A 23,142-nucleotide genomic window follows, 5' to 3' on the forward strand; every position below is an offset into this window, starting at 1 on the left:
GGCCACCTCCCTCTGCGGGTGGCCCCTCATCCCGTGGCCAAACCTTCAGGAGCGGATGTCCGCGAGACGCCGCCGCGCCGGGCCCAGGCCGCGCCCGCGGCTCGCCAGGCCGGCCCAGGGGTCGGTGCGGGCCTGGTCGAGGGCGTCGGCGATGGTCCAGCGGCGCGCGTCGAGCCCGGGGTCGTCGAGCTGCTCCCAGGCGAGCGGCACGGCGACGGGCGCGCCGGGGCGGGCCCGGACGGTGTAGGGGGCGACGGCGGTCTGCGCGTAGGCGTTACGCTGCACGTCGAGGTAGAGACGGTCGCCCCGGTCCTGCTTGCGGGCGGCGGTGGTGAGCCGGTCCGGGTGCCGGGAGGCGGCCAGCTCGGCCACGTCGCGGGCGAATCGGCGTACCTCGTCGAAGTCGTGGCGGCCGTTCAGCGGGACGACGAGATGGAGTCCGCGCGAGCCGGTCGTCATGGGCGCGGCGGGCAGCCCCAGCTCCTCCAGCAGCTCCCGCAGCCATCCGGCCGCCTCACGCACCCGGGCGAAGTCGTCACCGGGGGTCCCCCCGGGCCCTTCGGGCGCCGGCGGAGGATCGAGGTCGAAGACCAGCCGGTCGGGGTGGTCGGCGCCGCCGGCCCGGTCGGTGCGCGCAAGCCAGCGGTGCAGGGTGAGACAGGCCTGGTCGGCGAGGTAGAGAAGGGTGGCGGTGTCGTCGCACACGACGTGCGTGACGGTGCCGCCCTCCTTGGCGACCTCGGCCCGCTTGATCCACTCCGGGTAGTGGTCCGGGGTGTTCTTCTGCATGAACCGCTGCCCGTCGACACCGTCCGGATACCGCTCCAGCATCAGCGGACGGCCCCGCAGGTGCGGCAGCAGCCAGGGCGCGACGGACCGGTAGTAGTCGGCGAGGTCGCCCTTGGTGTACTCCTTCGCACCCGCACGGCCCGGGAAGAGCACCTTCCCGGGCCGCTGGATCGCCACCGAACGGCGGCCCGCCCGCAGGGTCCGCGCGTCGGCGTCGCTCATCGCACGACCGCCTCCTCCACCAGCAGCTTGGCGGCCGCCGCGATGCCCACGGCGTCGATACCGGCCGCGTGCAACTGCTCGTCGGGCGCCGCCGAACCCGGCATGGTGCGCACCGCGAGCCGGACCAGCCGGGGTACGGGCCGGCCGTCGGCGAAGGCCTCCGCGACGGCGTCGCCCAGGCCGCCCTCGGCATGGTGGTCCTCCACGGTGAGCAGACAGCCGGTCTCCTCGGCGGCCCGGCGCAGCGTGTCCACGTCGACGGGCTTGACCGAGTACAGGTCGATCACCCGCACCCGGATGCCGTCCTCCGCGAGCCGGTCGGCCGCGGCCAGTGCCTCCGGCACCGTGACCCCGGCCGCGACGACCGTCAGCCGGTCCTCCTCACTGGTGACGAGCGTCTTGCTGCCGCCCACCGGGAACTCCTCGTCGGGGCCGTAGATCACCGGTGTCTTGCCGCGCGAGGTGCGCAGATAGCGGATGCCGTCGAGGCCGGCCATGGCCGCGACCAGGCGGGCGGTCTGGTTGGCGTCGCACGGGTACAGCACGGTCGAGCCGTGCACGGCACGGAACATCGCCAGGTCCTCCAGGCCCATCTGCGAGGGCCCGTCCTGCCCGATCGCGACACCGGCGTGCGAGCCGACCAGGTTGATGCCGGAGCCGCTGATGGACGCCATGCGCACGAAATCGTGGGCACGGGTGAGGAACGCGGCGAACGTGGAGGCGTACGGCAGCAGGCCCCGGGTGGCCATGCCGACGGCCGCGGCGACCAGCTGCTGCTCGGCGATGTAGCACTCGAAGAACCGCTCGGGGTGCGCCTTGGCGAACTCCTCGGTGCGGGTGGAGTCGCCGACCTCGCCGTCCAGGGCCACGACGTCGCCGCGGGCGGTGCCGAGTGCGGCGAGGGCCGCGCCGAAGGCGTCCCGGGTCGCGACCTCGTCGCCCTCGTCGTAGCGCGGGAGCTGGAGTACCTCGGTGGTCAGGTCCCGCAGCGCGGCGGCGGCCGGCGGCTCGCTGACCCTCACGTGCAGCTCGCGCGGTCCGCCGAGTTCGGCGATGGCCTCGTCGGCGTCCGGCAGCGGTTTGCCGTGGTGGCCCTCCAGGTCCTCGACGGCGGCGACGCCCTTGCCCTTGAGGGTGCGGGCGAGGATCACGACGGGCTGCCCGGCCGTGGACAGCGCCTCGCCGTAGGCCCGGTCGATCTTGTCGACGTCATGGCCGTCGATCTCGACGGTGTGCCAGCCGAAGGCCTGGAAGCGGCGGGCGTAGGCGTCCAGGTCGTGGCCGTGCCGGGTGGGGCCGCGCTGGCCGAGCCGGTTGACGTCCACGATCGTGATCAGGTTGTCCAGGTGCTCGTGCCCGGCGTGTTCGGCGGCCTCCCACACCGAGCCCTCCGCCAGCTCGCTGTCGCCGCACAGCACCCACACCCGGTAGCCGGTGTGCTCCAGGCGCTTGCCGGCGAGGGCGATGCCGACGGCCACCGGCAGGCCCTGGCCGAGGGATCCGGTGGCCGTCTCCACCCAGGGCAGCCGCCGGGGCGTCGGATGCCCTTCGAGCCGGCTGCCGATCCTGCGGAAGGTGAGCAGCTCGCCGTCCTCGATGGCACCGGCCGCCTTGTACGCGGCGTACAGCAGCGGCGAGGCGTGGCCCTTGGACAGCACGAAGCGGTCGTTGGCCGGGTGTTCGGGGCGTTCGAAGTCGTAGCGCAGATGGTTCGCGAGGAGGACGGCCATCAGGTCGGCGGCGGACATCGAGGAGGTCGGGTGCCCGGATCCCGCGGCGGCGGACGCCCGCACACTGTCCACGCGCAACTGCTGTCCCAGTTCTGCGAGTTCGGCGGTCTTCATGAGTCTCCTTGCACAGAGTCGAGTGGAGTCCGGGGGGCGGCACGGCCGGGCCCCGATCGGCAATCTCGCCCGACCGGTCACCGGCCGGCAGAGTCCGGAGGATCGGCACGCTTCACCGGCCCGGGGGCGGGGTGACCCGGCCTGACCGGGCCGGGGGCGGGGCGGTCCGGGGCGTCGGTACGCCTGACCGGGCCCGGGGCAGGGTGATCTGGCGCCTCCGTACGCCTGACCGGGCCGGGAGCCGGGCGCTCCGGCGGGTCCGTACGCTTCACGGGCCCGGGGGCGGGGTGATCCGGGGCGTCGGTACGCCTGACCGGGCCCGGCGCAGGGTGCTCCGGCCCATCCGCACGCCTGACCCGACCGGGAGCCGGGCGCTCCGGCGGGTCCGTGCGCCTGACCGGGCCCGGCGCGGGGTGGTCCGGCCCATCCGTACGCCTGACCGGGTCGGGAGCCGGGTGGTTGCCGGGTTCGGCGGGCGCTGGTTCACGTGTGCGTTGCCGGTCGTCCGGCCCTCCCGGCGGCGCTGCCTGGTCCGGTCCGTCGGGTCGGGCAGGGCCGGCCGGGACGCGTGCCAGTTCCGGGGAGGCCGTGTCCAGGGGGACCGACCAGGAGCGTACGAGGCCCAACTGGACGCCCTGGCGCGGCAGTACCGCGTCCAGCAGCCAGTCGGCGGCCACCCGGATGCGGCCCGCGGGCAGCGCGGCCAGATGGTAGCCGCGGGTGACCGCGCCGGCCGCCGGACCGGACAGCGGGACGCCGAACGGGTTGGCGGCGGCCCGGACCCCGCCGAGGTCGACCGCGAAACCCAGGTCGCGGTGACGGTAGGGCCGTCGGCGCCGGCCGAGGCCGAGCGAGGCGGCCACGTTCTCCCCCGCCACCCGCCCCTGCCGCCACGCGTGCTGTGCCGTCATCGGCGTGAACGACCCGGGGCGCTCCAGGTCCGGTACCGCCGCCGCGTCCCCGCAGCCGGACACCTCGGGCCGGCCCGGCACCCGCAGATGCGGGTCCACGATCAGCCGGCCCCGCTCCAGCGGCTGCCCGACGCCCTCCACCAGCGGATCCGGACGCACACCCACGCACCACACCAGGGTCCGGGTCGGCACGAACTCCCCGTCGGTGAGCAGCACCCCCTCATGGGTGGCCTCCTTCACCGACGTGCCCGTCCGTACCTCCACACCCCGCACCCGCAGCACCCGGTCGGCGGTGCGGGACAGCCGCGGGTCCAGCTCCGGCAGCACGCGCTCAGCCATGTCCAGCAGCAGCCAGCGGGGCCGCACCCCGCCGGGCAGCGGGCTCCGGCGCGCCAGCCGGTCGGTGAGCAACTGCATGTGGGCGGCCACCTCGGTACCGGTGTAGCCGGCACCGACCACCACGAACGTGCACCGGGCGGCGCAGGCCTCCGCGTCCTCCTGCGCGGCGGCGAGCTCCACCTGCCGGGTCACGTGGTCGCGCAGGTACAGCGCCTCCGGAAGCCCGCGGAACCCGTGTGCGTGCTCGGCGACCCCCGGAATGGGCAGCAGCTTGTTGACGCTGCCGACGCTGAGCACCAGCCGGTCGTACCCGAGCGTGCCGGCGCCGCCCTCCGGGTCGGTGTAGTGGACCGTGTGCCCGTCCAGGTCGACACGGTCCGCTTCGCCGAGCACCAGCCGTACCCCGCGCAGCGTGCCCGGCAGCGACACGGTGACCCTGCGGGCCTCCAGGACACCGGCGGCGACCTGGGGCAACAGCGGCAGGTACAGGAAGTAGTCGGTCGGGTTCAACAGCGTGATGTCGGCCCGGTCGCGGGTCAGGCGGGCCAGTGTGCGAGCAGCCCGGTACCCGGCGAAACCGGCGCCGACGATCACGACGTGAGGTCGGCTCACGGTGCGCCTCCGGCGGTGTGGCTCGTCCGAGGCTTTCCGCGTAACCGGGGCCGGGGCACCCAAACGCCGGGCGGGTCACCCGTACGCCGGTCACGGCACCCGAACGCGGCACCGTCCCGCGTTTCGCAGCGGGGCCCCCGGTTACCCGGGCCCGGGCCGGATCACCTCCTGACCGGCCGCGCCGACACGGAGGTACGTTCCATGCCCGAGTACGGCTATTTCCTGGCGAGCGAGGAGCACGACCCCGCCGCGCTCGTCGAGCAGGCCCGGATGGCCGAGCAGGCCGGCTTCCGGGCGCTGTGGATCTCGGACCACTTTCACCCGTGGAACGGCGCGCAGGGACAGAGCGCGTTCGTGTGGTCGGTGATCGGTGCCCTCTCGGAGGCGGTGTCGCTGCCGATCGAGACGGCGGTGACCTGCCCGACCGTGCGGATGCATCCGGCGGTGACGGCGCAGGCCGCGGCGACGAGCGCGGTGATGACCGAGGGCCGGTTCCGGCTCGGCGTCGGCACGGGCGAGGCGCTCAACGAGCACATCCTCGGCGACCCCTGGCCCCCGCTGCACGTCCGCCTGGAGATGCTGGAGGAGGCGATCCAGGTGATGCGCCGGCTGTTCACCGGCGAGGAGGTCAACCACCACGGCACGCACTACACCGTGGAGAACGCGCGCCTGTACACGGTGCCCGACGAGCCCGTCCCGATCGACATCTCCGGTTTCGGGCCGAAGGCGACGTCCCTGGCCGCGCGGGTGGGCGACGGCTACATCACGATGATGCCGGAGGAGGAGATGGTCACGCAGTTCCGCAAGGGCGGGGGCGGGACGAAGCCGGTCAGCGGCGGCACGAAGGTCTGTTACGGCACCGATCGCGACGAGTGCGTCCGTACGGTGCACTCGCTCTGGTACAACGAGCTGCTGCCCGGCGAGATGGGGCAGGTGCTGCCGTCGCCGCGGCACTTCGAGCAGCTGCACGAGCTGGTCACCGAGGACATGGTCGGCGAGAAGGTGGTGTGCGGGGACGATGCCGAGCAGCACGTGTCCACGCTGAGGGCGTTCGCCGACGCCGGGTTCGATCGGGTGTACGTGAATCAGATCGGGCCGGACCAGCGGGGGTTCTTCGATTTCTATCGGACGAAGGTGCTGCCACAGCTGGGGTGACGTACCCGGAGGAGCTCAGGCCCTGTGGTGGCCGGTCTCCGGGGGTTCCGTCGGCATCGGCGGGTACGGCATGCCCAGGCCGCTCGGTGGCGCGGCCGGGGCGGTGCCGCCGATGACCCGGGCCGGCGGCGACGGGTGGCTGTGTTTCGGACGGGCCGCGCCCCGCAGCACACAGGCCGCCGCGCCCAGGATCGCCGCCGTGATCAGGGCGGCGGCCCAGCCGGGCAGGCCGATCGCCAGGGCGAGACCCACCGCCAGGGCCACGGCCGCGCCCGCGTACAGGGCGACGGCACCGGAAGCGGCGTACAGCAAGGCCGTGCGGCGCTGCTTGCGGCTCTGCTCGCGCAGTTCGTCGCGTACCGTCTCGCGCGCCACCTGCGCCAGCTCTTCGGCAAGGTGCTTGTCCAGGTGTTCCAGGTGATCCAAACGGTCCATGTCCTGCGGGTACCCGGCGGACACGGTGGGTAACGCGGGCGCCCTGCACGGCCGGGGACGCCCCAACTAGGCTCGGACGCATGGAGATTCTGGGCGCCTCGCTGCGCATCTGCGTCGACGACCTCGAAACCGCGATCCCCTTCTACGAGCGGCTGGCGGGCGGCAGAGCCCTGCGTTTCGAGCGCGGCGGGGTCCAGGTCGCCGCGATCGGCTCCTTTTTGCTGATGAGCGGCCCGGAGGAGGAGCTGGAGATCCTGCGCCGGGTGGCGGCGACCATCGCGGTCAAGGACGTGGACGAAGCCCACCGGCTGCTGACCGACCTCGGCGCGCGGATCGTCGCGGGGCCGGTGCCGACGCCGGTGGGCCGGAATCTGCTGGCGATGCACCCGGACGGGTCGGTCTTCGAGTACGTCGACCAGCGGGGCTGAGCCGCCCGGCCCCCGCAGCCGCTCAGGCCGTCCCGGGCCGCATCCGGAAGTCGTAGCGGGCGGGCAGCGGCTCGTCGGTGAGGCGGGCCCACAGCCGGCCGATCGTCTGCTCCGCCTCCCGCAGGTCGGCGACCTCGAACCCGGCGTCGAAGACGGCCCGTGCCTCGTCGGGCCTTCCCTCGGCGAGCAGCAGTTCGGCCTCCAGGAGCCGGAACCGGCCGCGTCGGCGGACGGCGGGCAGCAGCCGGTTCCAGACGGCCCGGGCGTCCGCCGTCCGCCGCACCCGGAGCAGCGCCTCAAGGGTTTCCCGGCCGAGCGCGGCCACGGCGGCGGTCCATGCCTCACCGTCGTCGCGCCGCTCCCGGCACAGGTCGTCGAAGGCGTCGGCGTAGCGGTCGGCGGCCCTCCGCCACCCTTCGGGCGGGAGGACTCCCATCTCGCTTCGCTCGTGGTGGCCGGACTCCTGGTCGGCGACGGCCAGACAGCGCAGCAACGGCCACAGCGACGGGGCGAGCAGGAGGGCGCGCTCCCAGCTGCGGACGGCCTGGGCACGGTCGCCTGCGTGCCACTGGGCGATCCCGAGGTGGTACTCGGTGTGCGGGGTGGCGGGCGCGGCCTCCAGCATGTCCCGCCAGTGCGGGCCGACGAGGGTTTCACCGGGCGGCCGTACCCGGCGCGGCTCGGGCAGGCATCCGGTGCGCAGCAGTTCCAGCCAGGGTGCCTGTGGCTCGCCGAGGGTGGACTGCGGGAACGGGGTGCCGGGCAGCTTCCAGTCGGCGCGCAGCACTTCGAGCGCGCCCCAGCCGGATCCGGTGGCCAGCGTCTCGCCGGGTTCGGTGCCGGCGTACGGTTTCCACGCCGCGTACGCCTCCTCGACACGGGTGCGGGGCAGAGCCGACTCCAGCCGTTCCCCGGCCTCCTGGACGACGCGCGTCCACTCACCGGCGGGCGACGCGACGAGCGGGCCGTACGCCTCCAGCCAGGACACCTCGCTCTCGGCCTGCAGCCGGACGTGTTCCAGCTGGGTGCGGGCGAGGCCGGCCTGAATCTCGCAGTAGCCGCCGGTACCGGGTTCGGTCAGCCACTCCTGCCAACGCCGTCCGCCGGGCCGGTGGCCCCATACGAAGAGCTTGCGGCCGCGCAGCACGTCCGTGGAGGTCTGCACCAGCCCGTGCCCGTCGGCGTCCAGCGCGGCGATCCAGCGGCGGCGGCCGTCCGGCACGTCGTAGAAGTAGTCGGCGGCACAGGGGCTGTTGAGGGGGTGGGTACGGTCGATGCCGTCGTACGACGGGACGGGCACGCGGCGCAGCCGGCGCTCGTGGTCGAGGTGCCATGCCTCCTCGGCCGGGGCGAGGACCCGGACCTCCTCCGGCACCGCGATGTTCGACCACCAGTAGGTCGGCACCGGCCGCTCGTGCGGGTTGCGGATGCGGACACCGGCGTAGAGGAAGTCGGATCCGTCGGGCAGCCACAGGTCCACCTGGAAGGGCAGGTCGCGCAGGCGCTCCCACTCCCACAGGCGCAGCATCTCGGTGCCGTCCGGTGCGCGGACGCGGGCGGCGTGCACAGGGGCGCAGGAGAGGGTGGTGTGGCCGGTGGCGCCGATGTTCCATTCGATGCCGCCGGAGTACCAGGCGCCGTTGAGGGCGAAGTTGGCCGGCTGGAACACCGGGTTGCGGTAGAGGAGTTCGCGGCCGGTGGGCAGGTGGAGCAGGGAAACGACACGGCCGCCGAGGCCGGGCAGGACGGTGGCGCGCAGCCGGTCGTTCTCGATCACCAGGGCGTCGAGGGCGCGGGGTTCGCGGGTTCTGTCGTAGCCGTCGCGGACGCGGACCGGGAGGAGGCTGTGCAGCGGTGCGTAGCCCAGCCGGCGGGCCATGTCCCCGGGCAGGCCGTCCCGGTCGCGGTCGTCGATGCGGTGCACCTCGTCGAGGGGGCGCAGCGGGGGCAGGGGGTTGTCCGGGCCCAACTGCGCGGCGGGCAGCGTCAGTACCTCACGTCGGATCCTCGTCACGATGACCATGGAACCCGGCGGCACGGCACTCGGCCAGGGGACCTGCTGGTCAGGATTGCGCAAAGGCGTCCACGGCCGGGCCGGCGGGCGGCTCGGCCGGTTCGGCGGGGTTCGGGCCGTCCGGGGCGGGGCTGTCGACGGCGGGTGCGACGGACGGGTCGAGGACGCCGGCGTCGCGGTCGCCGCCGTTCAGCCGGAAGCCCTCATCTCCTTGGTCAGCGCCCAGCGTTCGTGGTCGCGCCAGGCGCCGTCGATGTAGATCATGTTCGGGGAGAAGCCCTCGTGCCGGAACCCGGCGCCCCGGGCGAGCGCGAGGGAGGCGGTGTTCTCGGGCTGCGCGTTGATCTCCAGCCGGTGCAGTCCCAGCGGCCCGAAGGCGTACCCGATGACCAGGTCGAGGCCCTCGCGCATCAGGCCGCGCCCGGCGGCGTGTGCGAAGACGCCGTAGCCGAGGGCACCGCACTGGAAGCCGCCGCGCACGATGTTGTTGATGTTGATGAATCCGACGATGTCCCCGCTGTCCTTCTCGCACACCAGGAAGCCGGCCTTGGCCGGGTCCTCGATCAGCCGGCCGGCGTAGGCGGCGTAGGCCTCCTCGGTGTCCGGCGGGAACAGCCAGGGCCGGTGCAGGTCCTTGCTCTCTCGGGTCCGCGCGGTGAACTCGGGGCCGTCCTCCAGGGTGAAGTGACGGATGGCCACGCGGGGGCCCTCGGCGAGGTAGTGGGGCGCGGTGTGCGGCATCGGGTCAGCTTACGGCGTTGCGGGCGTGCGGTGCCCGGTTTCGTACTCCGCCCGCCGCGCCCCGGGACCGGCTCAGCCGCCGACGGCCGGCAGCCGCAGCACCCCGGTGTCCCCGGGCGCGCTGACCACGGTCACCGGCTTGATCCCCCGGTTGCCGAAGTAGGCGTCGTCGCTCGCCGCGATCACGAACCGCAGCCGGTGCCCGGGCGCGTACCGGTGCACGATGCCCGGCAGGCTGACGGTGAAGCGCTTGGTCACGTCCGGTACCCGGACCGGTGCGACCAGCCGGTGGACCAGCGTCTGGCTGCCGTCGGGCGCGACGTCGTACAGCTTGGCGAACAGCACCAGCCGGTCGGCGGCGTCGCCGGAGTTCTGGGTGCGTTCGGCCGTCGGGGAGACGACCCTGAGGGTGACCTGCGGGGCGCCGACGACGTCGAGGTTCCTGGTGAGGGCCGCGCCGGTCCAGGCGAGGTAGGTGCCCTTGGTGTCGTACGGCTCCGGGTCGGGCAGGCCGACGGATCCGGTCAGGGAGCTCTCCGAATGGCTCGTCGGGACGGGTCCGTTGGCGTAGCTGCGGCTGCCGCGGGTCACCTTGGCACTGTTGTCGACCAGCTTGCCGTCCCCGGAGAGGTAGAGGGTCCGGCTGAGGGCGGGGACCCGGTCGGCGGTGGCGTAGGTGCGGGCGGGGTCGGTGATCCAGTCCCGGTAGTAGGCAAACGCGGGGCCGGTGCCGGAGCCTTTGCCCTTCTTCAGATAGCGGTCGAACCAGGCGAGGATGCGCCGGCCGACATAGCTGGACTCCAGGTCGCCCCGGACCAGGTTGAGTTCGCCGGGCGCGGGGTCGGTGATTCCGCCGCTGTGACCCCAGGACTGCCAGATCAGCGCGGCCGGGGTGCCGTGAGCCCTGAGCGTGCGGTAACTGGCCGTCGCCTCGTTGAGGTTGAACAGGCTGTCGGCCTGGCCCTGGACGAGCAGGGTGGGCGCCTGCACGCGGGGGAGGTAACTCGTCGGGGAGACACTGCGGGCGTAGGCGAGCAGCCGGGCGGTGCGGTCGGCCGGGTAGGTGCCGGAGTTGAGGGTGCGCACGGTGTCGCAGACGTCGGAGACGAAGTGCAGACAGGCCAGCGAGCTGATCCGGGACGGGTCCAGGTTCGGGACGGTCAGCGGCTGGCTCTCGCCGGCCAGGTAGAAGCCGTTGGTCCACTGCCACTTGAAGGCGCCGGGCACCTGGGGGGCGCCGACGGCGTTGTTCGGGTCCAGGGAGTAGACGAGGTCGTTCCAGGTGATGAGCGGGACGAGGGCGTCGACGCGGGGGTCGGCGGAGGCGGTGGCCAGCTGGATCGCGCCGCCGTAGGAGCCGCCGATCATGCCGACGCGGGGGTCGCCGGGGGCGTCGAGGGTGACGAAGTCGGCGCGGGTGCCGTCGTCGGCGGTGCGCTTGCCGCCGAGGAAGTCGACCAGCTGGGAGGCGGCCCTGCCGTCGATGCCGGGATCGTCCAGGGAGATCAGGCAGCCGGTCTGGCCGAAGCCGAGGCCGGAGTAGACGAGGGAGACGTAACCCCGCTCGGCGAAGACCTTGCCGATGGCGTCGGTGGAGCCGTCCGACTTGCTGCCGCCGAAGCCGTTGGTGGCGAGGACGGCGGGCGCGGGATGGGCGTGGTCGGCGCCGGCGGGGCGGTACAGGTCGGCGTCGACCGCACATCTGCGGCCGCCGGCCTCGACGGTGAACTTCAGCGGGGTGACGGTGTACTGGCCGCTCGCACGGGCCGGGCCGGCGGCGAGCGTGAGGGGTGCGGTGAGGGCCGCGCCGAGCAGCGCGGCGAGGGCCTTTTGTCCTAGGGCGGCACGGCATCGGGACGCGCGGCGGCGCGCCGGTCGGGGCACACGTCGGGGCACGGGGTCCTCCACACTGAGGCACACGAATACCGACCAGTAGGTCTGGCCGAGGAGCATGCTGTGACACGTGTCAGGCGCGGGTCAATCGACGCGCATGTGGTTTCTTGACGGGGATTCAGTGGACGCGGTCAGCGCAGCGCGGGCTCGTCGAGCGTCAACGTGGCCGTCTCCGCATCGAGTTCGGCCGCGACGCCGAAGGGTATCGTCAGCGCGCCGGCGCAGTGGCCGAAGCCGAACTCCTCCACCACCGGTACACCGAGCGGGCCCAGCCGGTCGGCCAGCAGCGGCCGTATCTCCTCGTAGCGGGAGCACTCCTCCCAGGAGCCGAGCAGCACCCCGCGCACCTGCTCCAGCCAGCCCGCGCGCAGGAGTTGGGTGAGATACCGGTCCAGCCGGTACGTCTCCTCGCCCACGTCCTCCAGGCACAGCAGCCCGCCGGCGGCCGAGGCACGCGCGTGCGGGGTGCCCAGTTCCGCGGCGAGCAGGCACAGCAGGCCGCCGAGGGTGACACCGCGGGCCCGGCCGGCCACGAGGGCCGTGCCGCCGGAGGCGATGGTGCGGACGGTCTCGGGGGCGAAGAGCGTGGCCCGCAGATGCTCCTGCGCCCGGGTGTTCTTGACGAAGTCGGCGCCGGCCGCCATCGGCCCGTACAGCGTGGCCAGCCCGAGGCGGGTGGCGAAGGCCTCGTGCAGGACGGTGTGGTCACTGAAGCCGACGAAGACCTTCGGCCCGGCCGCCCGCAGCGCCTCCCAGTCCAGCAGGTCGACCATGCGCTGGGTCCCGTATCCGCCGCGGGCGCACAGCACCGCGTCCACCGCCGGGTCGCACCAGGCGTTCTGCAGGTCGGCGGCGCGATCGGCGTCCGTGCCGGCCAGGTAGCCGAACTCGGGATGCCGGTCCAGGACATGGGGTCCGACCACCGGGTCGAGGTCCCAGCCGCGCAGCACGTCGAGCCCTGCCTGGAGCCGCTCCTCGGGCACCGGCCCGCTGGTGGCGACGACGGCCACCCGGGCGCCCGGGGCCAGCCGCTTCGGCCGTGTCAGTTCCTTCACGAGTGCAGCTCCAGTCTGGGGACACCGGGCACGTCCAGCCCGAACACCTGGGCGTACAGGGAGATTTCGGCCTCCAGGGCGCGGATCATCGTATCGGCCCGCCGGAACCCGTGTCCCTCCCCCGCAAAGGTGATGTAGGCGTGCGGCAGGCCCCGGCCCGCGATCCGGGCGAGGAAACGTTCGCACTGGGCGGGCGGGCAGATCACGTCGTCCAGGCCCTGCAGCAGCAGGAACGGCACGGTGAGCCGGTCGGCGTGCGCGGTCGGCGACCGCTCGGCGTACCGGGCGGGCACCTCGGCGAGCGGCCCGATCAGTGACTCCAGGTAGCGGGACTCGAAGTCGTGGGTCTCGCCGGGGCCCCAGGTGGCCAGGTCGAGGATCGGGTAGACGATGGTGCCGCAGGCGTAGACGTCGGTCGTGGTCAGCGAGACGGCACTGGTCCAGCCGCCGGCGCTGCCGCCGCGGATGGCGAGCCGGTCCGGGTCGGCGGTGCCCTCCTCGGCGAGGGCGCGGGCGACGGCCGCGCAGTCCTCGACGTCGACCACGCCCCACTGCCCGCGCAGCCGCTCACGGTAGGCCCGGCCGTACCCGGTGGAGCCGCCGTAGTTCACCTCGGCCACCCCGATGCCCCGGGAGGTGAAGTAGGCGATGGCGAGGTCCAGCACGAGCGGCGCCCTGCTGGTCGGGCCGCCGTGCGCCCAGATGACGTACGGCGGTGCCGCACCGTCGGGCGCGGTCCGTGCGGGGTGGTGCGGCGGGTAGACGTGGGCGTGCACCTCGCGGCCGTCCGGGCCGGTGAAGGTGCGGATGTGCGGCTCGGGGTAGTAGGCGGGGTCGACGGCGTCCCGGTGCCGGGCGCCGATGGCGCGGGCCCGGCCGGTGGCGGTGTCCAGCTCGACCACTTCGTACGCGGTGCGCGGACTGGCGCCGACGCCGACCACGCGCCCGCCGTGGGCGGCGAGGGTGGCGCCGAACTCGGTCCACGGTCCGGCGGCGTCGACGATCTCCCCGGATTCTGTATCCAGTATTCCGAGTACGGTCGACCCTCGGCCGTGTACGACCGCGACCAGACCGTCGTCCAGCGGCGCGAACCAGCGCAGGCCCGGTTTCCACAGGGGGCCGGCGAACTCCTCGTCGCGCGGGCACAGCGGGATGCCGTCCCGGTACAGGTTCCACCAGCCGCTGCGGTCGCTCGTATACAGAAGACGGTTGTCCGCCGACCATTCGGCCTGCGCGATCGCCTCCTGGGGCCCGCCGGCGACGGCGTCGACGGTATGCAGTGTGCCGTCGACAGCGATCTGGGCGACGAGCAGTTCCGTTCCGTCCCACGGCATGCGCGGATGGTCCCAGGCCAGCCAGGCCGCCCGGCGGCCGTCGGGCGAGACGCGGGGCCCGGTGACGAACCGGTGCCCGCCGTCGGTGAGCTCGCGTACGAGGGTCCGGTCCTCGGCGGCGGAGCCGTCCAGCGGTACGGCCGCCAGGACCCGCCGCACGTCCGAGGGGCCGGCGCCGGTGAACTCCTCCAGCACACACCACACCTCGCCGCGCGCGAGGTCCAGATGGGGGTCCGCCCAGCGCAGTCCCGCGCCGACCGGGGAGACGGGGGTCAGCGGGCGCGGCTCGCCGCCGGGCTCGTACCGGTACAGCCGCTGGTCGGCGAAGTGCGTGAACACGACGAGCGGTCCGCCGGCGCCCACCGCCCCGGACCAGGGCCGGCCGCCGTACTCCATCACCCGGTTGCGCACGTTCCACGGCGCGGGCAGCACGACCTCCTCCACGCCCTCGGCCGTGCGCCGTACGAGTGCCCGGCGACCGCCCTCGGCCGGCCGGGGCTCGGTCCACCACACCTCGTCCCCGACGAATCCCACCCACTCCGGCTGCCCGTCGTGCGCGGCGGCCAGCGCCGCGTCGATGGGCGACGGCCACGATCCGTACGGCGACGTCCGCATCGTCTCCCCTCCCCTAGGCCGTCCGCAGGAAGCGGTCGAGCACCCGGACGCCGAAGTGCAGCGCCTCGACGGGCACCCGCTCGTCCACGCCGTGGAACAGCGCCTGGTGGTCGAGGTCCTCGGGCAGCTTCAGCGGGGTGAACCCGTAGCCGGTGATGCCGAGCCGGGAGAACTGCTTGGCGTCCGTGCCGCCCGACATGCAGTACGGCACCACATGCCCCTCGGGCGCGAACTCCGTCACCGCGGCCCGCATCCTGGCGAACGTGGGCGAGTCCACCGGCGCCTGCAGAGCCACCTCCCGGTGCGCGAACTCCCAGCTCACGTCCGGGCCGGTCAGATGGTCGAGGGTGGCGGTGAACTCCTCCTCCGCGCCCGGCAGACAGCGCCCGTCCACGTAGGCGACCGCCTCGCCGGGGATGACGTTCAGCTTGTAACCGGCGTTCAGCATGGTCGGGTTGGCGCTGTTGCACAGGGTGGCCTCGACCAGCTTGGCCGCCGGGCCCAGCTTCTCCAGCAGCAGGTCCATGTCGGTGAAGTCGGGCTCGACGCCGTAGAGAACGGCGAGTTCGGTGAGCGCGGCCCGCACGGTCGGGGTGAGTCTCCGGCGCCACTGGTGCTCACCGATCCGGGTGACGGCGGCGGCGAGGCGGGTCACCGCGTTCTCCTTGTTCACCTTGGAGCCGTGCCCGGCCCGGCCGCGCGCGGTGAGCTTCAGCCAGCCGGTCCCCCGCTCCCCCGCCGCGATCGGATAGATCTGCCGGCCGGTACCGTCGTGGAAGGTGAAGGCTCCCGACTCGCTGATGCCCTCGGTGCAGCCCTCGAACAGCTCGGGATGCTCGTCGGCGAGGAAGCCGGAGCCGTCCTCGGCGCTGGCCTCCTCGTCGGCGGTGAACGCGATGACCAGGTCCCGGCGCGGCCGTACGCCCGCCCGGGCCCAGGAGCGGACGACCGCCAGGATCATCGCGTCCATGTTCTTCATGTCGACGGCGCCCCGCCCCCACACCACCCCGTCGCGGATCTCGCCGGAGAACGGGTGGACGCTCCAGTCGGCGGCCTCGGCGGGCACCACGTCGAGATGACCGTGCACCAGCAGCGCGTCGGCGGACGGGTCGGTGCCCTCGATCCGGGCGACGACGTTGGTGCGGCCCGGCGTGCGCTCCAGCAGCAGCGGTTCCACGCCCGCGCCGGCCAGCCGCTCGGCCGCGTACTCGGCGGCGGGCCGCTCCCGGCAGTCCCCGCCGCCCCGGTTGGTGGTGTCGATGCGGATCAGGCCGGAGGTGAACTCCACGACCTCGGCCAGAGCCAGTTCGTCGGCCTGCTGGTCAGCCATACTGCTCCTCCACGGCGGCCGAGACGATCGTGGTGACCGCCTTGAACGTCCTGATCCCCTCGTACATGGTGGCGCTGGTGTACGCCACCTTTCGCTCCCCGATCCGCGCGACCCCGGGCACGACGGTCGCGGCCATCGCCAGATGCTCGGCGTCGAACTCGACAGCGACCGTGAACGGCCCGGCCTGCACGGGTGCGTGGCGCACCGCCAGCCGTGCGGCCTCCTTGGCGGCGCCGCGGATGTCGGCAGCGGTGCGGGCCGGGGTGCGGCACACCGCCGCATACCGCGACACATGGTCTTTCACCGCCACCTTCAGTGCCTCCGGTGCGTACCCGAGCGCGTCCTCGCAGGCCACGTCGTCACCGGTGACGAGGACGACGGGCACGCCGTACTCCGCGACGACGTGCGCGTTGAGCAGACCCTCGCTGGCGCGGACGTCGTTCAGCCACACCCCGGTGATCTGGTTCGCGAGGTAGGTGTGGGCGAGGACGCCCTCCATGCCGGCGCCCGCGTGGTAGCCGACGAACGCGATGCCGTCCACGTCGCCGTGCTGGACGCCCTCCACCATGGACAGCGCCTTGTGCCGCCCGGTGAGCATCTCCACCCGCTCGTCGAGCCGCTCCAGCAGCAGATTGCGCATGGTCCAGTGGGCCTCGTTGACAAGAACCTGCTCCGCCCCGCCGTCGAAGAAGCCTTCCACGGCGGCGTTCACGTCCGAGGTGAACATCGACCGGCACCGCTCCCACTGCGGCGTGCCCGGCAGCACGTCGGCCGGCCAGGTGACGCCCGTGGCTCCCTCCATGTCGGCACTGATGAGGATCTTCATGGTGCGTCACGTTACGCGTCGAGGAGCGGCCAGGCTACGACCCCGACGCGTCGGCCGGGCGGCCTTCTCGGCCGGGGAAGACCGTCGCGGGCCCTACACCCGGGCGAGGACGAACCAGTGGGCCGGCAGCTCGATGCGGGTGCCGTCGGCCAGGTGCTCGGTCTGCGGCAGGGCGGTGTCGCCCTCGGCGAGGACCTTGAGGCCGGCCGCACCGAGCAGCCGCGGGATCTCGTCGTCGTCGGCGTCGGCGGGCTTGAGCCCGTGGTGGAAGACGCGCTGGAGCTTGGGCCCCGGGCCCTCGGAGGCGGCGCGCTTCAGGACGTCCCGGGAGCCGGAGGTGAGTTCGACGACGAACGCCCGGCCCTCGGTGCCGAGGATCTCGGCGACGGCGGCGGCGACCGCGGGCCGTGCCTCGGGTTCGCTCTGGTGGATGACGGCCCGCATGTAGACATTGGCGTCGCCGAGCCGCTCGTGCAGGGCGCGTACGGCGTCGCCGTCGGTGAGGTCGAGCTGCTGGAACTCCACGGTGTCGTCCTGCGTGGTGCGGCGGGCGTGCTCGACGGCGGCGTGCGAGAGGTCGACGCCGACGGCGCGCGCGAACCGGGTGGCGAGGTAGCGGGTCTGGGTGCCGTTGCCGCAGCCGAGGTCGACGATGGTGCGCGCCGGATCCGCGTGGGGCAGCAGCAGGGCGCTGTGCGGTGCGGCGGACAGGGCGGGGTCGCAGTCCCAGATCGCCTCGCCCGCCTCGTCGGAGGTCTCGCTCCAGTAACTCTCCCAGTTGCTGCGGTACTTGTCCGAGACGTTCATGCGCTCTCCCCACGGTTCGGTTCCGTGATCGGGATATCGCGGGGACCTGCGGCGGGGCAAGGGGCCCGCGGCCACCTTCACCGGAAGTACGGACGCCGGACCACTCCGGGGGCGCGCACCGGCAGGTCGCACGCCCCCTGCTCGTCATCCTCTGCCGGTGATGGCCTGTTCGAACCAGACGGTCTTGCGGTGCCCGGTGGCGCTGGCGCCCCACTCCCGGGCCAGCCGGCTGACCACGCGCAGGCCGCGGCCCGACTCGTCGTACGGCCCGGCTGGGAGCATCTCGGGCAGGCCCGGCTCGTCGTCGGTGACCTCGAACAGCAGCGCGTCGGTGCGGACCACACGCAACCCGACGGGCTCGCTCCGGGCATGCCGGACGGCGTTGGTGACGACCTCGCTGACCAGCAGCTCGGCGGTCCGAACCGCCTGCGGCAGCCCCCAGGTGAGGAGCCGTGCGCGGACCTCGTGGCGGGCCCGGGCGACCTCGCGCGGGTCCGCGTCGAAGCGCCACTCGGCGACGTGGTCGTCGGGGATGCCGTTGAGGCGGGCCATGAGGAGGGCGACGTCGTCCTTGCGGCCGCCGCGCGTGTTCAGGGCGCGGATGATGGTGTCGCAGGCGTCGTCCATGGAGGCGGCGGGGTGCGCGGCGGACTCGCAGAGCGCGGCCAGGCCCTCGCCGATGTCGCAGCCGCGCACCTCGACCAGGCCGTCGGTGCACAGCACCAGCCGGTCGCCGGGCCGGACCCTGACCCGGGTGGCCTCGAACGGGACGCCGCCGACGCCGATGGGGGCGCCGGTGGGCAGTTCCAGCAGTTCGCTGCTGCCGTCCTCGGCGCGCACCAGGACGGGCGGGATGTGTCCGGCGTTGGCGAGGTGCAGCTCGCCGCGGATCGGGTCGTAGACGGCGTACAGGCAGGTGGCGAGGTAGGTGTCGCCGAGCCTGCGGGCCAGGTCGTCGAGGTTGCGCAGGAGCTGGGCGGGCGGCGTCTCCATGGTGGCCATGGTCTGCACCGCGGTGCGCAACTGGCCCATCATCGCGGCCGAGTTGAGACCGTGCCCCATGACGTCGCCGACCACGAGGGCAGTGCGCGAGCCGGGCAGTTTGATGGTGTCGAACCAGTCGCCGCCGATCCGGCCGAGCCGGGTGCCGGGCAGATAGCGGGTGGCGATGTCACAGCCGGCCATCCGGGGGCTGACCTGCGGGAGCATGCTGTCCTGCAGGGTGTCGGCGACGTTCTCCTGGTAGGTGTACATGCGGGCGTTGTCGAGTACGAGGCCCGCGCGGGCGGCCAGTTCGGCGCCGGTGGTGCGGTCGATGTCGTCGAAGGCCGGGCGGTCCGGGCGGCGCATCAGCACCATGAAGCCGAGGACGACGTTGCGGGCCTTGAGCGGGACGATCAGCAGGGAGCGGCCGGTGATGAGCGGTCTGAGATCGCGCTTCTCGAACTCGCCGGAGATGCGGTCGCCCAGCTCCTCGGTCACCCGCGGGATGAGGACCGGTTCACCGGTGACCATGCACTTGTAGAACGGGGTGTGTTCGGGGAAGGCGAAGGACTCGCCGACCGGCACGGTGTCGTCCCAGCGGCCGGGTTCGTCGTTGTGCTCGACCCACACGCGGAACATCACCGTGTGGGCGTCCGGCGGGCCGTCCGGGAATCCCTCGCCGGCGAGGACGGCCGCGCGCAGATGGGTGCCCGCGAAGTCCGCGAACCGGGGCACGGCGGCACTGGTGACCTCGCGGATGGTCGCACCCAGGTCGAGGGAGGAGCCGATGGCGGAGCTGACCTCGTTGAGGAACTCCAGCCGTTCGCGCACGGCGACGTACTCCAGGTCCTGCTCGGCGCCTTCCGGGATCACCACCGGCGCCGTCCGCTGCTGGGGTACGACCGCTTCGGTGCGGATGCGTCCGGGACGGCGGGGCACGCCCCAGTAGGGGGTGACGGGTACCCGCTCGGACTGGCTGAACTCCAGGACGGGGTAGCCCAGTTCGAGCACCTGCGAGACGATGCGGCCGCTCAGACCGGGGCCCATGTTGGGCAGGATCTCGGGCAGCCGCCGTTCCAGTTCCTCGGGGGCGGGCAGTTCGGTGTGGCGGGCGAAGCCGGGCGCGATGCGTTCGGCGGTCTCGTCGTCGTATCCGCGCTCCTCGCGCAGCCGCGTGGCGTCGGCGGCGAGCACGAGCAGCCGGGACGGTCCGGGGCCGACCAGCGGGTAGGCCCACCACAGCACGTCCAGCCGCTCGCCGTCCGGTTCCTGCGCGGGCGGGAAGAGACGGGCGCGGCCGGCGGTGGCGTAGCCGGTGTGTCCGCCGAGGGAGGCCTCCAGGCCGGGGCCCAGTACGCCGTACTCCTCGTGGGCGTCCGGCATCGCGTCGCCGCGCAGGTCATCGGGCAGGACGCCCGAGACGGGCAGCAGGTCGGCCGCGACCCGTCCGACGGCGTCCGCCCTGCCCACGTTGAACAGGCGCCGGGCACCGCTGCTCCAGTGGGACACCAGGCCGTCGCGGTCGACGACGACCACGGCCAGCGGAATCCGGCCCGCCGCCGCGCCGTCGGCGCCGCTCCCGGGAGGTGTCTCCCGCTCGCTGCCACGGTCCATGGCCAGGCCCTCTCTCCCCACGGCTGTACGCAAACGATCTGTGCCGCCCCACAACTACGGTACGGCGGCGGCCGGTCGCGATGTGTGGCAATCCTGGAATTGGTTTCACCGGATCGCACCGGCGCGCAGCTCAGCGCCCTGCGCGCGCCGCGGCCGCTCAGTCCTCGTGGCCCAGCTGGAGGTCCCGTTCGGTACGGCCCCCGCCCGCGACCTGGAGCACCGTTGCGACCGGCGGGTAACCGGCGGCGATGACGGTGTACTCGCCGGACGCGAGGTCGACGAACCGGAACATTCCGTCCGCTGCGGTGGTGAGGGTGTCGACGACGTTCCCGGCGGCGTCCAGGAGCGTGACGCGCGCGTCCTCCACAGGCCGTCCGCCGCTCGCCCGGACGGTGCCCTTCAGCACGGCGCCGCCCGCGAGTTCGATGTCCTGCCGGGTCTCCCGGGAGGCCTGCACGGTGACCGGGAGGGCGGCCGGGCGGAAGGCGGGGGCGCCGGCGGCGAGGGTGTACTCGCCGGCGACCAGCTCGGTGATGACATAGCCGCCCTCGCGGCCGCTGCGGGTGGTGGCGACGACCTCGCCGTGCACATCGGTGAGGGTGACGGTGGCATCCCGCACGGGAGTGCCGTCGGCGGTGAGCACGCTGCCGGCGAGGCGACCGGCGCCGCCGAGGACGACATCGAGTTCGACGGGCCGTTCGCCGACGGTGACGGAGACGGCCTGCGGCTGGTGGCCGCCGGCGGCGGCGATGAGCACGTACGACCCGGAGCCGGGCGTGCCGAGCGCGTACCGCCCGTCCTCGCCGCTCGCGCCCCGGCCGATCTGCGCTCCGGCGGCGTCGATCAGGGTGAGCGCCGCGCGGGGCACCACGGTGCCGTCGGGGTGCTGGACCGTGCCGCGGACGGGGACCGCGGCGGCGTAGGGCGAACGCGCCTGCGGGATCGGAGGGTTCACGGTCTCGGGCTCGGGATCGGTCCCGGTCTCGGTGGTGTGGTGGGACACCAGTGGTTTCTCCTTGAGGAAGAAGGCGATGAGCACGCCGAGGACGAGCACCGGGACGAGGTAGAGGAAGATCCGGGGCATCGCGTCGGCGTAGGCGCGGATGTAGGCGTCGCGCAGCGCCGGGGGCAGCGCGTGGACGAGCTGCGGGGTGACCGAGGCGGGGTCGGGCAGCGCGGCGCCCGCGCGCGGGGGCAGCTCCTTGTGCAGCGAGGAGGTGAGCCGGTTCGCGAAGAGGGTGCCGAAGACCGCGGCGCCGACGCTGCCACCGATCTGCCGGAAGTAGTTGTTGGCGCTGGTGGCGGTGCCGAGGTCGGCGGGCCGTACGGAGTTCTGCACGGCGAGGACGAGGACGGGCATCACCATGCCGATGCCGGCGCCGAGGACCGCCATCCAGATGCTGTAGTGCAGCCGGGGCGTGTCCGCTTCGAGGCGGGAGAGCAGCCACATGCCGGCGGCGGAGAGGGCGCCGCCGAGGACGGGGTAGATCTTGTAGCGGCCGGTGTGGCTGATGAGCTGGCCGCCGATGAGGGAGGCGCCGACGATCCCGGCCATCATGGGCAGCATCAGCAGACCGGACTCGGTGGCGCTGGCTCCGTCGGCCATCTGCAGGAAGGTCGGCAGATAGCTGGCGGCGCCGAACAGGGCGACGCCGATCACGAGCCCCACCAGGCCGCTGACGTTGAAGACGGAGTCGCGGAACAGCCTGAGCGGGATGAGGGGTTCGGCGGCGAAGCGCTCGGCGACGACGAAGAGGACGACGGCGGCGAACGCGCCGGCGCCGAGTCCGACGATCCGCCGGGAGTCCCAGGCGTACTCGGTGCCGCCCCAACTGGTGAGCAGCACCAGGCAGGTGGAGGCGCCGGCGAGCAGCAGCGCGCCGAGCACGTCGAGGCGGCCACGGCCGGGCGGTCGGGGGAGTTTCAGGACGAGGGTGACGACGGCGAGGGTGACCAGGCCGAAGGGGACGTTGATGTAGAAGCACCAGCGCCAGGAGAGGTGGTCGGTGAAGTAGCCGCCGAGCAGCGGCCCGGCGACGGAGGCGAGACCGAAGGCGGCGCCGATCAGGCCCATGTACCGGCCGCGCTGCCGGGGCGGCACGATGTCGGCGATGATCGCCTGCACGCCGATCATGAGGCCGCCCGCGCCGACGCCCTGGAGCGCGCGGAAGGCGATCAGCTGGTCCATGGTCTGCGCCCGGCCGGCGAGCGCGGAGCCGACGACGAAGACGGCGATGGCGAACTGGAAGACGCCCTTGCGGCCGAAGAGGTCGCCGAGCTTGCCGTACAGCGGCAGGCCGATGGTGGAGGTGAGCAGATAGGCGGTGATCGCCCAGGACATCCGGTCCAGGCCGTGCAGTTCGCCGACGACCTTCGGCAGCGCGGTCGCGACGATCATCTGGTCGAGGGCCGCGAGCAGCAGGGCGAGCACCAGCCCCAAGACCACGAGCCGCACGCGGCGGGCGCCGAGCGAGCCGGTCTCGGCCCCTGGGGCCGCGGGCGCGCCGGCGGGCGCCGTGAGCGGCTCGTCCCGCATCAGAGTCGTCCCGCCCACGTACCGCTCCCCTCGTCGCACCTGTCACAATTCCCGCGTAAGGCGACAACTGCGAACAACTTCGGCGAGTTACGGCACGGTTCTGGACGAGCGGGAGGTCCACTCGAACCGGTGAAGGGGTCCCCAGGGGGCAACGCCCCTTCACCGTCCCGGGGTTCGGGCTACTTCTCGACCTCGGCGGCGAGCCTGGCGAGCACGGCGTCGTAGATCCGGCCGAGGCCCTTGGGCGCGAACGTCTTCTCGAAGAAGCCGCCGATGCCGCCGGCGCCCTTCCAGGTGGTGGTGACGACGACCCGGGAGCTGCCCTCGCCGGCCGGGGTGACGCGCCAGGTGGTGACCATGGAGGAGTTGCGGTCCTTCTCGACCAGCTCGCCGTCCGTGGGCTCGCTGACCTCCAGGAGGCAGTCGCGCACGCGCTTGCTGGTGGCCTGGAGCTTCCAGTGGACGAGGGTGCCCTCGCCGTCGCCGCCCTCGCGGACCTCGTACTCGCTGAAGTGCTCGGGCAGCAGCTTCTGCCGCGTGCCGCGGTAGTCGGCGAGGGCGTCGAACACCTTCTCCGCGTCCGCCGCGACGACCCGCTCCGTAGTGGCCTCGACCTGCGCCATTGCGTTCCTCCAGGACCTGGTTTCTCGGGGTTGGG

The 23,142-nt window shown here is 73.3% G+C and carries 17 protein-coding genes; 2 read left to right on the forward strand and 15 right to left on the reverse strand.

All coding sequences use genetic code 11. The features are described from left to right. Positions 1-45: 45 nt before the first annotated feature. From ligD to ACIGXP_RS09650, 3 genes are all read right to left on the reverse strand, one after another. Positions 46-1,011 (reverse strand): non-homologous end-joining DNA ligase, encoded by a 966-nt coding sequence (gene ligD, locus ACIGXP_RS09640; RefSeq protein WP_399766061.1) that lies wholly within the window; start codon positions 1,009-1,011, stop codon positions 46-48. Continuing rightward, complete coding sequence (locus tag ACIGXP_RS09645) at positions 1,008-2,855, reverse strand: transketolase (RefSeq protein ID WP_399766064.1); 1,848 nt, start codon at positions 2,853-2,855, stop codon at positions 1,008-1,010. The genes ligD and ACIGXP_RS09645 overlap by 4 nt, the downstream gene beginning before the upstream one ends. A 77-nt stretch (positions 2,856-2,932) precedes the next feature. Continuing rightward, positions 2,933-4,717 carry an FAD-dependent oxidoreductase gene (locus ACIGXP_RS09650; RefSeq protein ID WP_399766067.1) on the reverse strand — a complete coding sequence of 595 codons (1,785 nt, stop codon included), beginning with the start codon at positions 4,715-4,717 and terminating at the stop codon, positions 2,933-2,935. Between the two features lie 201 nt (positions 4,718-4,918). Here ACIGXP_RS09650 and ACIGXP_RS09655 point away from each other — a divergent pair, with 201 nt between their 5' ends. Then, positions 4,919-5,872: an LLM class F420-dependent oxidoreductase gene (locus ACIGXP_RS09655; protein WP_399766070.1), complete on the forward strand. Its 954-nt coding sequence runs from the start codon at positions 4,919-4,921 to the stop codon at positions 5,870-5,872. A 15-nt stretch (positions 5,873-5,887) separates the two neighbouring features. On the opposite strand, the gene ACIGXP_RS09660 is transcribed toward ACIGXP_RS09655, so the two are convergent. After that, on the reverse strand, positions 5,888-6,307 hold the full coding sequence (locus ACIGXP_RS09660; RefSeq protein ID WP_399766073.1) for a phage holin family protein: 420 nt from the start codon (positions 6,305-6,307) through the stop codon (positions 5,888-5,890). Positions 6,308-6,387: 80 nt separating this feature from the next. On the opposite strand from ACIGXP_RS09660, the gene ACIGXP_RS09665 reads away from it, so the two are divergent. Next, on the forward strand, positions 6,388-6,735 hold the full coding sequence (locus ACIGXP_RS09665) for a VOC family protein (protein ID WP_363216279.1): 348 nt from the start codon (positions 6,388-6,390) through the stop codon (positions 6,733-6,735). Positions 6,736-6,757: 22 nt separating this feature from the next. Here the strand turns inward: ACIGXP_RS09665 and ACIGXP_RS09670 are convergent, their stop codons facing one another. The 11 genes from ACIGXP_RS09670 to ACIGXP_RS09720 all read right to left on the reverse strand — a co-directional run bounded on the left by ACIGXP_RS09670 (position 6,758) and on the right by ACIGXP_RS09720 (position 23,107). Continuing rightward, a complete protein-coding gene (locus tag ACIGXP_RS09670; protein WP_399766160.1) occupies positions 6,758-8,758 on the reverse strand; it encodes a DUF5107 domain-containing protein in 2,001 nt (666 codons plus the stop codon). Between the two features lie 180 nt (positions 8,759-8,938). Then, positions 8,939-9,490 carry a GNAT family N-acetyltransferase gene (locus ACIGXP_RS09675; protein ID WP_399766078.1) on the reverse strand — a complete coding sequence of 184 codons (552 nt, stop codon included), beginning with the start codon at positions 9,488-9,490 and terminating at the stop codon, positions 8,939-8,941. Positions 9,491-9,562: 72 nt separating this feature from the next. Then, on the reverse strand, positions 9,563-11,443 hold the full coding sequence (locus ACIGXP_RS09680; protein WP_399766081.1) for a CocE/NonD family hydrolase: 1,881 nt from the start codon (positions 11,441-11,443) through the stop codon (positions 9,563-9,565). Between the two features lie 71 nt (positions 11,444-11,514). After that, on the reverse strand, positions 11,515-12,438 hold the full coding sequence (locus ACIGXP_RS09685) for an LD-carboxypeptidase (protein WP_399766084.1): 924 nt from the start codon (positions 12,436-12,438) through the stop codon (positions 11,515-11,517). Continuing rightward, positions 12,435-14,387 (reverse strand): prolyl oligopeptidase family serine peptidase, encoded by a 1,953-nt coding sequence (locus tag ACIGXP_RS09690; RefSeq protein WP_399766087.1) that lies wholly within the window; start codon positions 14,385-14,387, stop codon positions 12,435-12,437. Before ACIGXP_RS09690 ends, ACIGXP_RS09685 begins: the two co-directional genes overlap by 4 nt. A 13-nt stretch (positions 14,388-14,400) precedes the next feature. Next, a complete protein-coding gene (locus ACIGXP_RS09695) occupies positions 14,401-15,717 on the reverse strand; it encodes a M20/M25/M40 family metallo-hydrolase (RefSeq protein ID WP_399766090.1) in 1,317 nt (438 codons plus the stop codon). Continuing rightward, positions 15,710-16,543: a M55 family metallopeptidase gene (locus ACIGXP_RS09700; RefSeq protein WP_399766093.1), complete on the reverse strand. Its 834-nt coding sequence runs from the start codon at positions 16,541-16,543 to the stop codon at positions 15,710-15,712. The genes ACIGXP_RS09695 and ACIGXP_RS09700 overlap by 8 nt, the downstream gene beginning before the upstream one ends. A 93-nt stretch (positions 16,544-16,636) precedes the next feature. Continuing rightward, on the reverse strand, positions 16,637-17,350 hold the full coding sequence (locus ACIGXP_RS09705) for a class I SAM-dependent methyltransferase (protein ID WP_399766096.1): 714 nt from the start codon (positions 17,348-17,350) through the stop codon (positions 16,637-16,639). 144 nt (positions 17,351-17,494) lie between these two features. Then, on the reverse strand, positions 17,495-19,948 hold the full coding sequence (locus ACIGXP_RS09710) for a SpoIIE family protein phosphatase (RefSeq protein ID WP_399766099.1): 2,454 nt from the start codon (positions 19,946-19,948) through the stop codon (positions 17,495-17,497). Positions 19,949-20,105: 157 nt separating this feature from the next. Continuing rightward, a complete protein-coding gene (locus ACIGXP_RS09715; RefSeq protein WP_399766102.1) occupies positions 20,106-22,502 on the reverse strand; it encodes an MFS transporter in 2,397 nt (798 codons plus the stop codon). Positions 22,503-22,663: 161 nt separating this feature from the next. Beyond that, entirely contained in the window at positions 22,664-23,107 is a 444-nt protein-coding gene (locus ACIGXP_RS09720; protein ID WP_351244431.1) for an SRPBCC family protein, read from the reverse strand. Between the last annotated feature and the right edge of the window lie 35 nt (positions 23,108-23,142).

Origin of the sequence: Streptomyces sp. NPDC053069, assembly GCF_044546895.1 — a bacterium.
Taxonomy (GTDB): Bacteria; Actinomycetota; Actinomycetes; order Streptomycetales; family Streptomycetaceae; genus Streptomyces.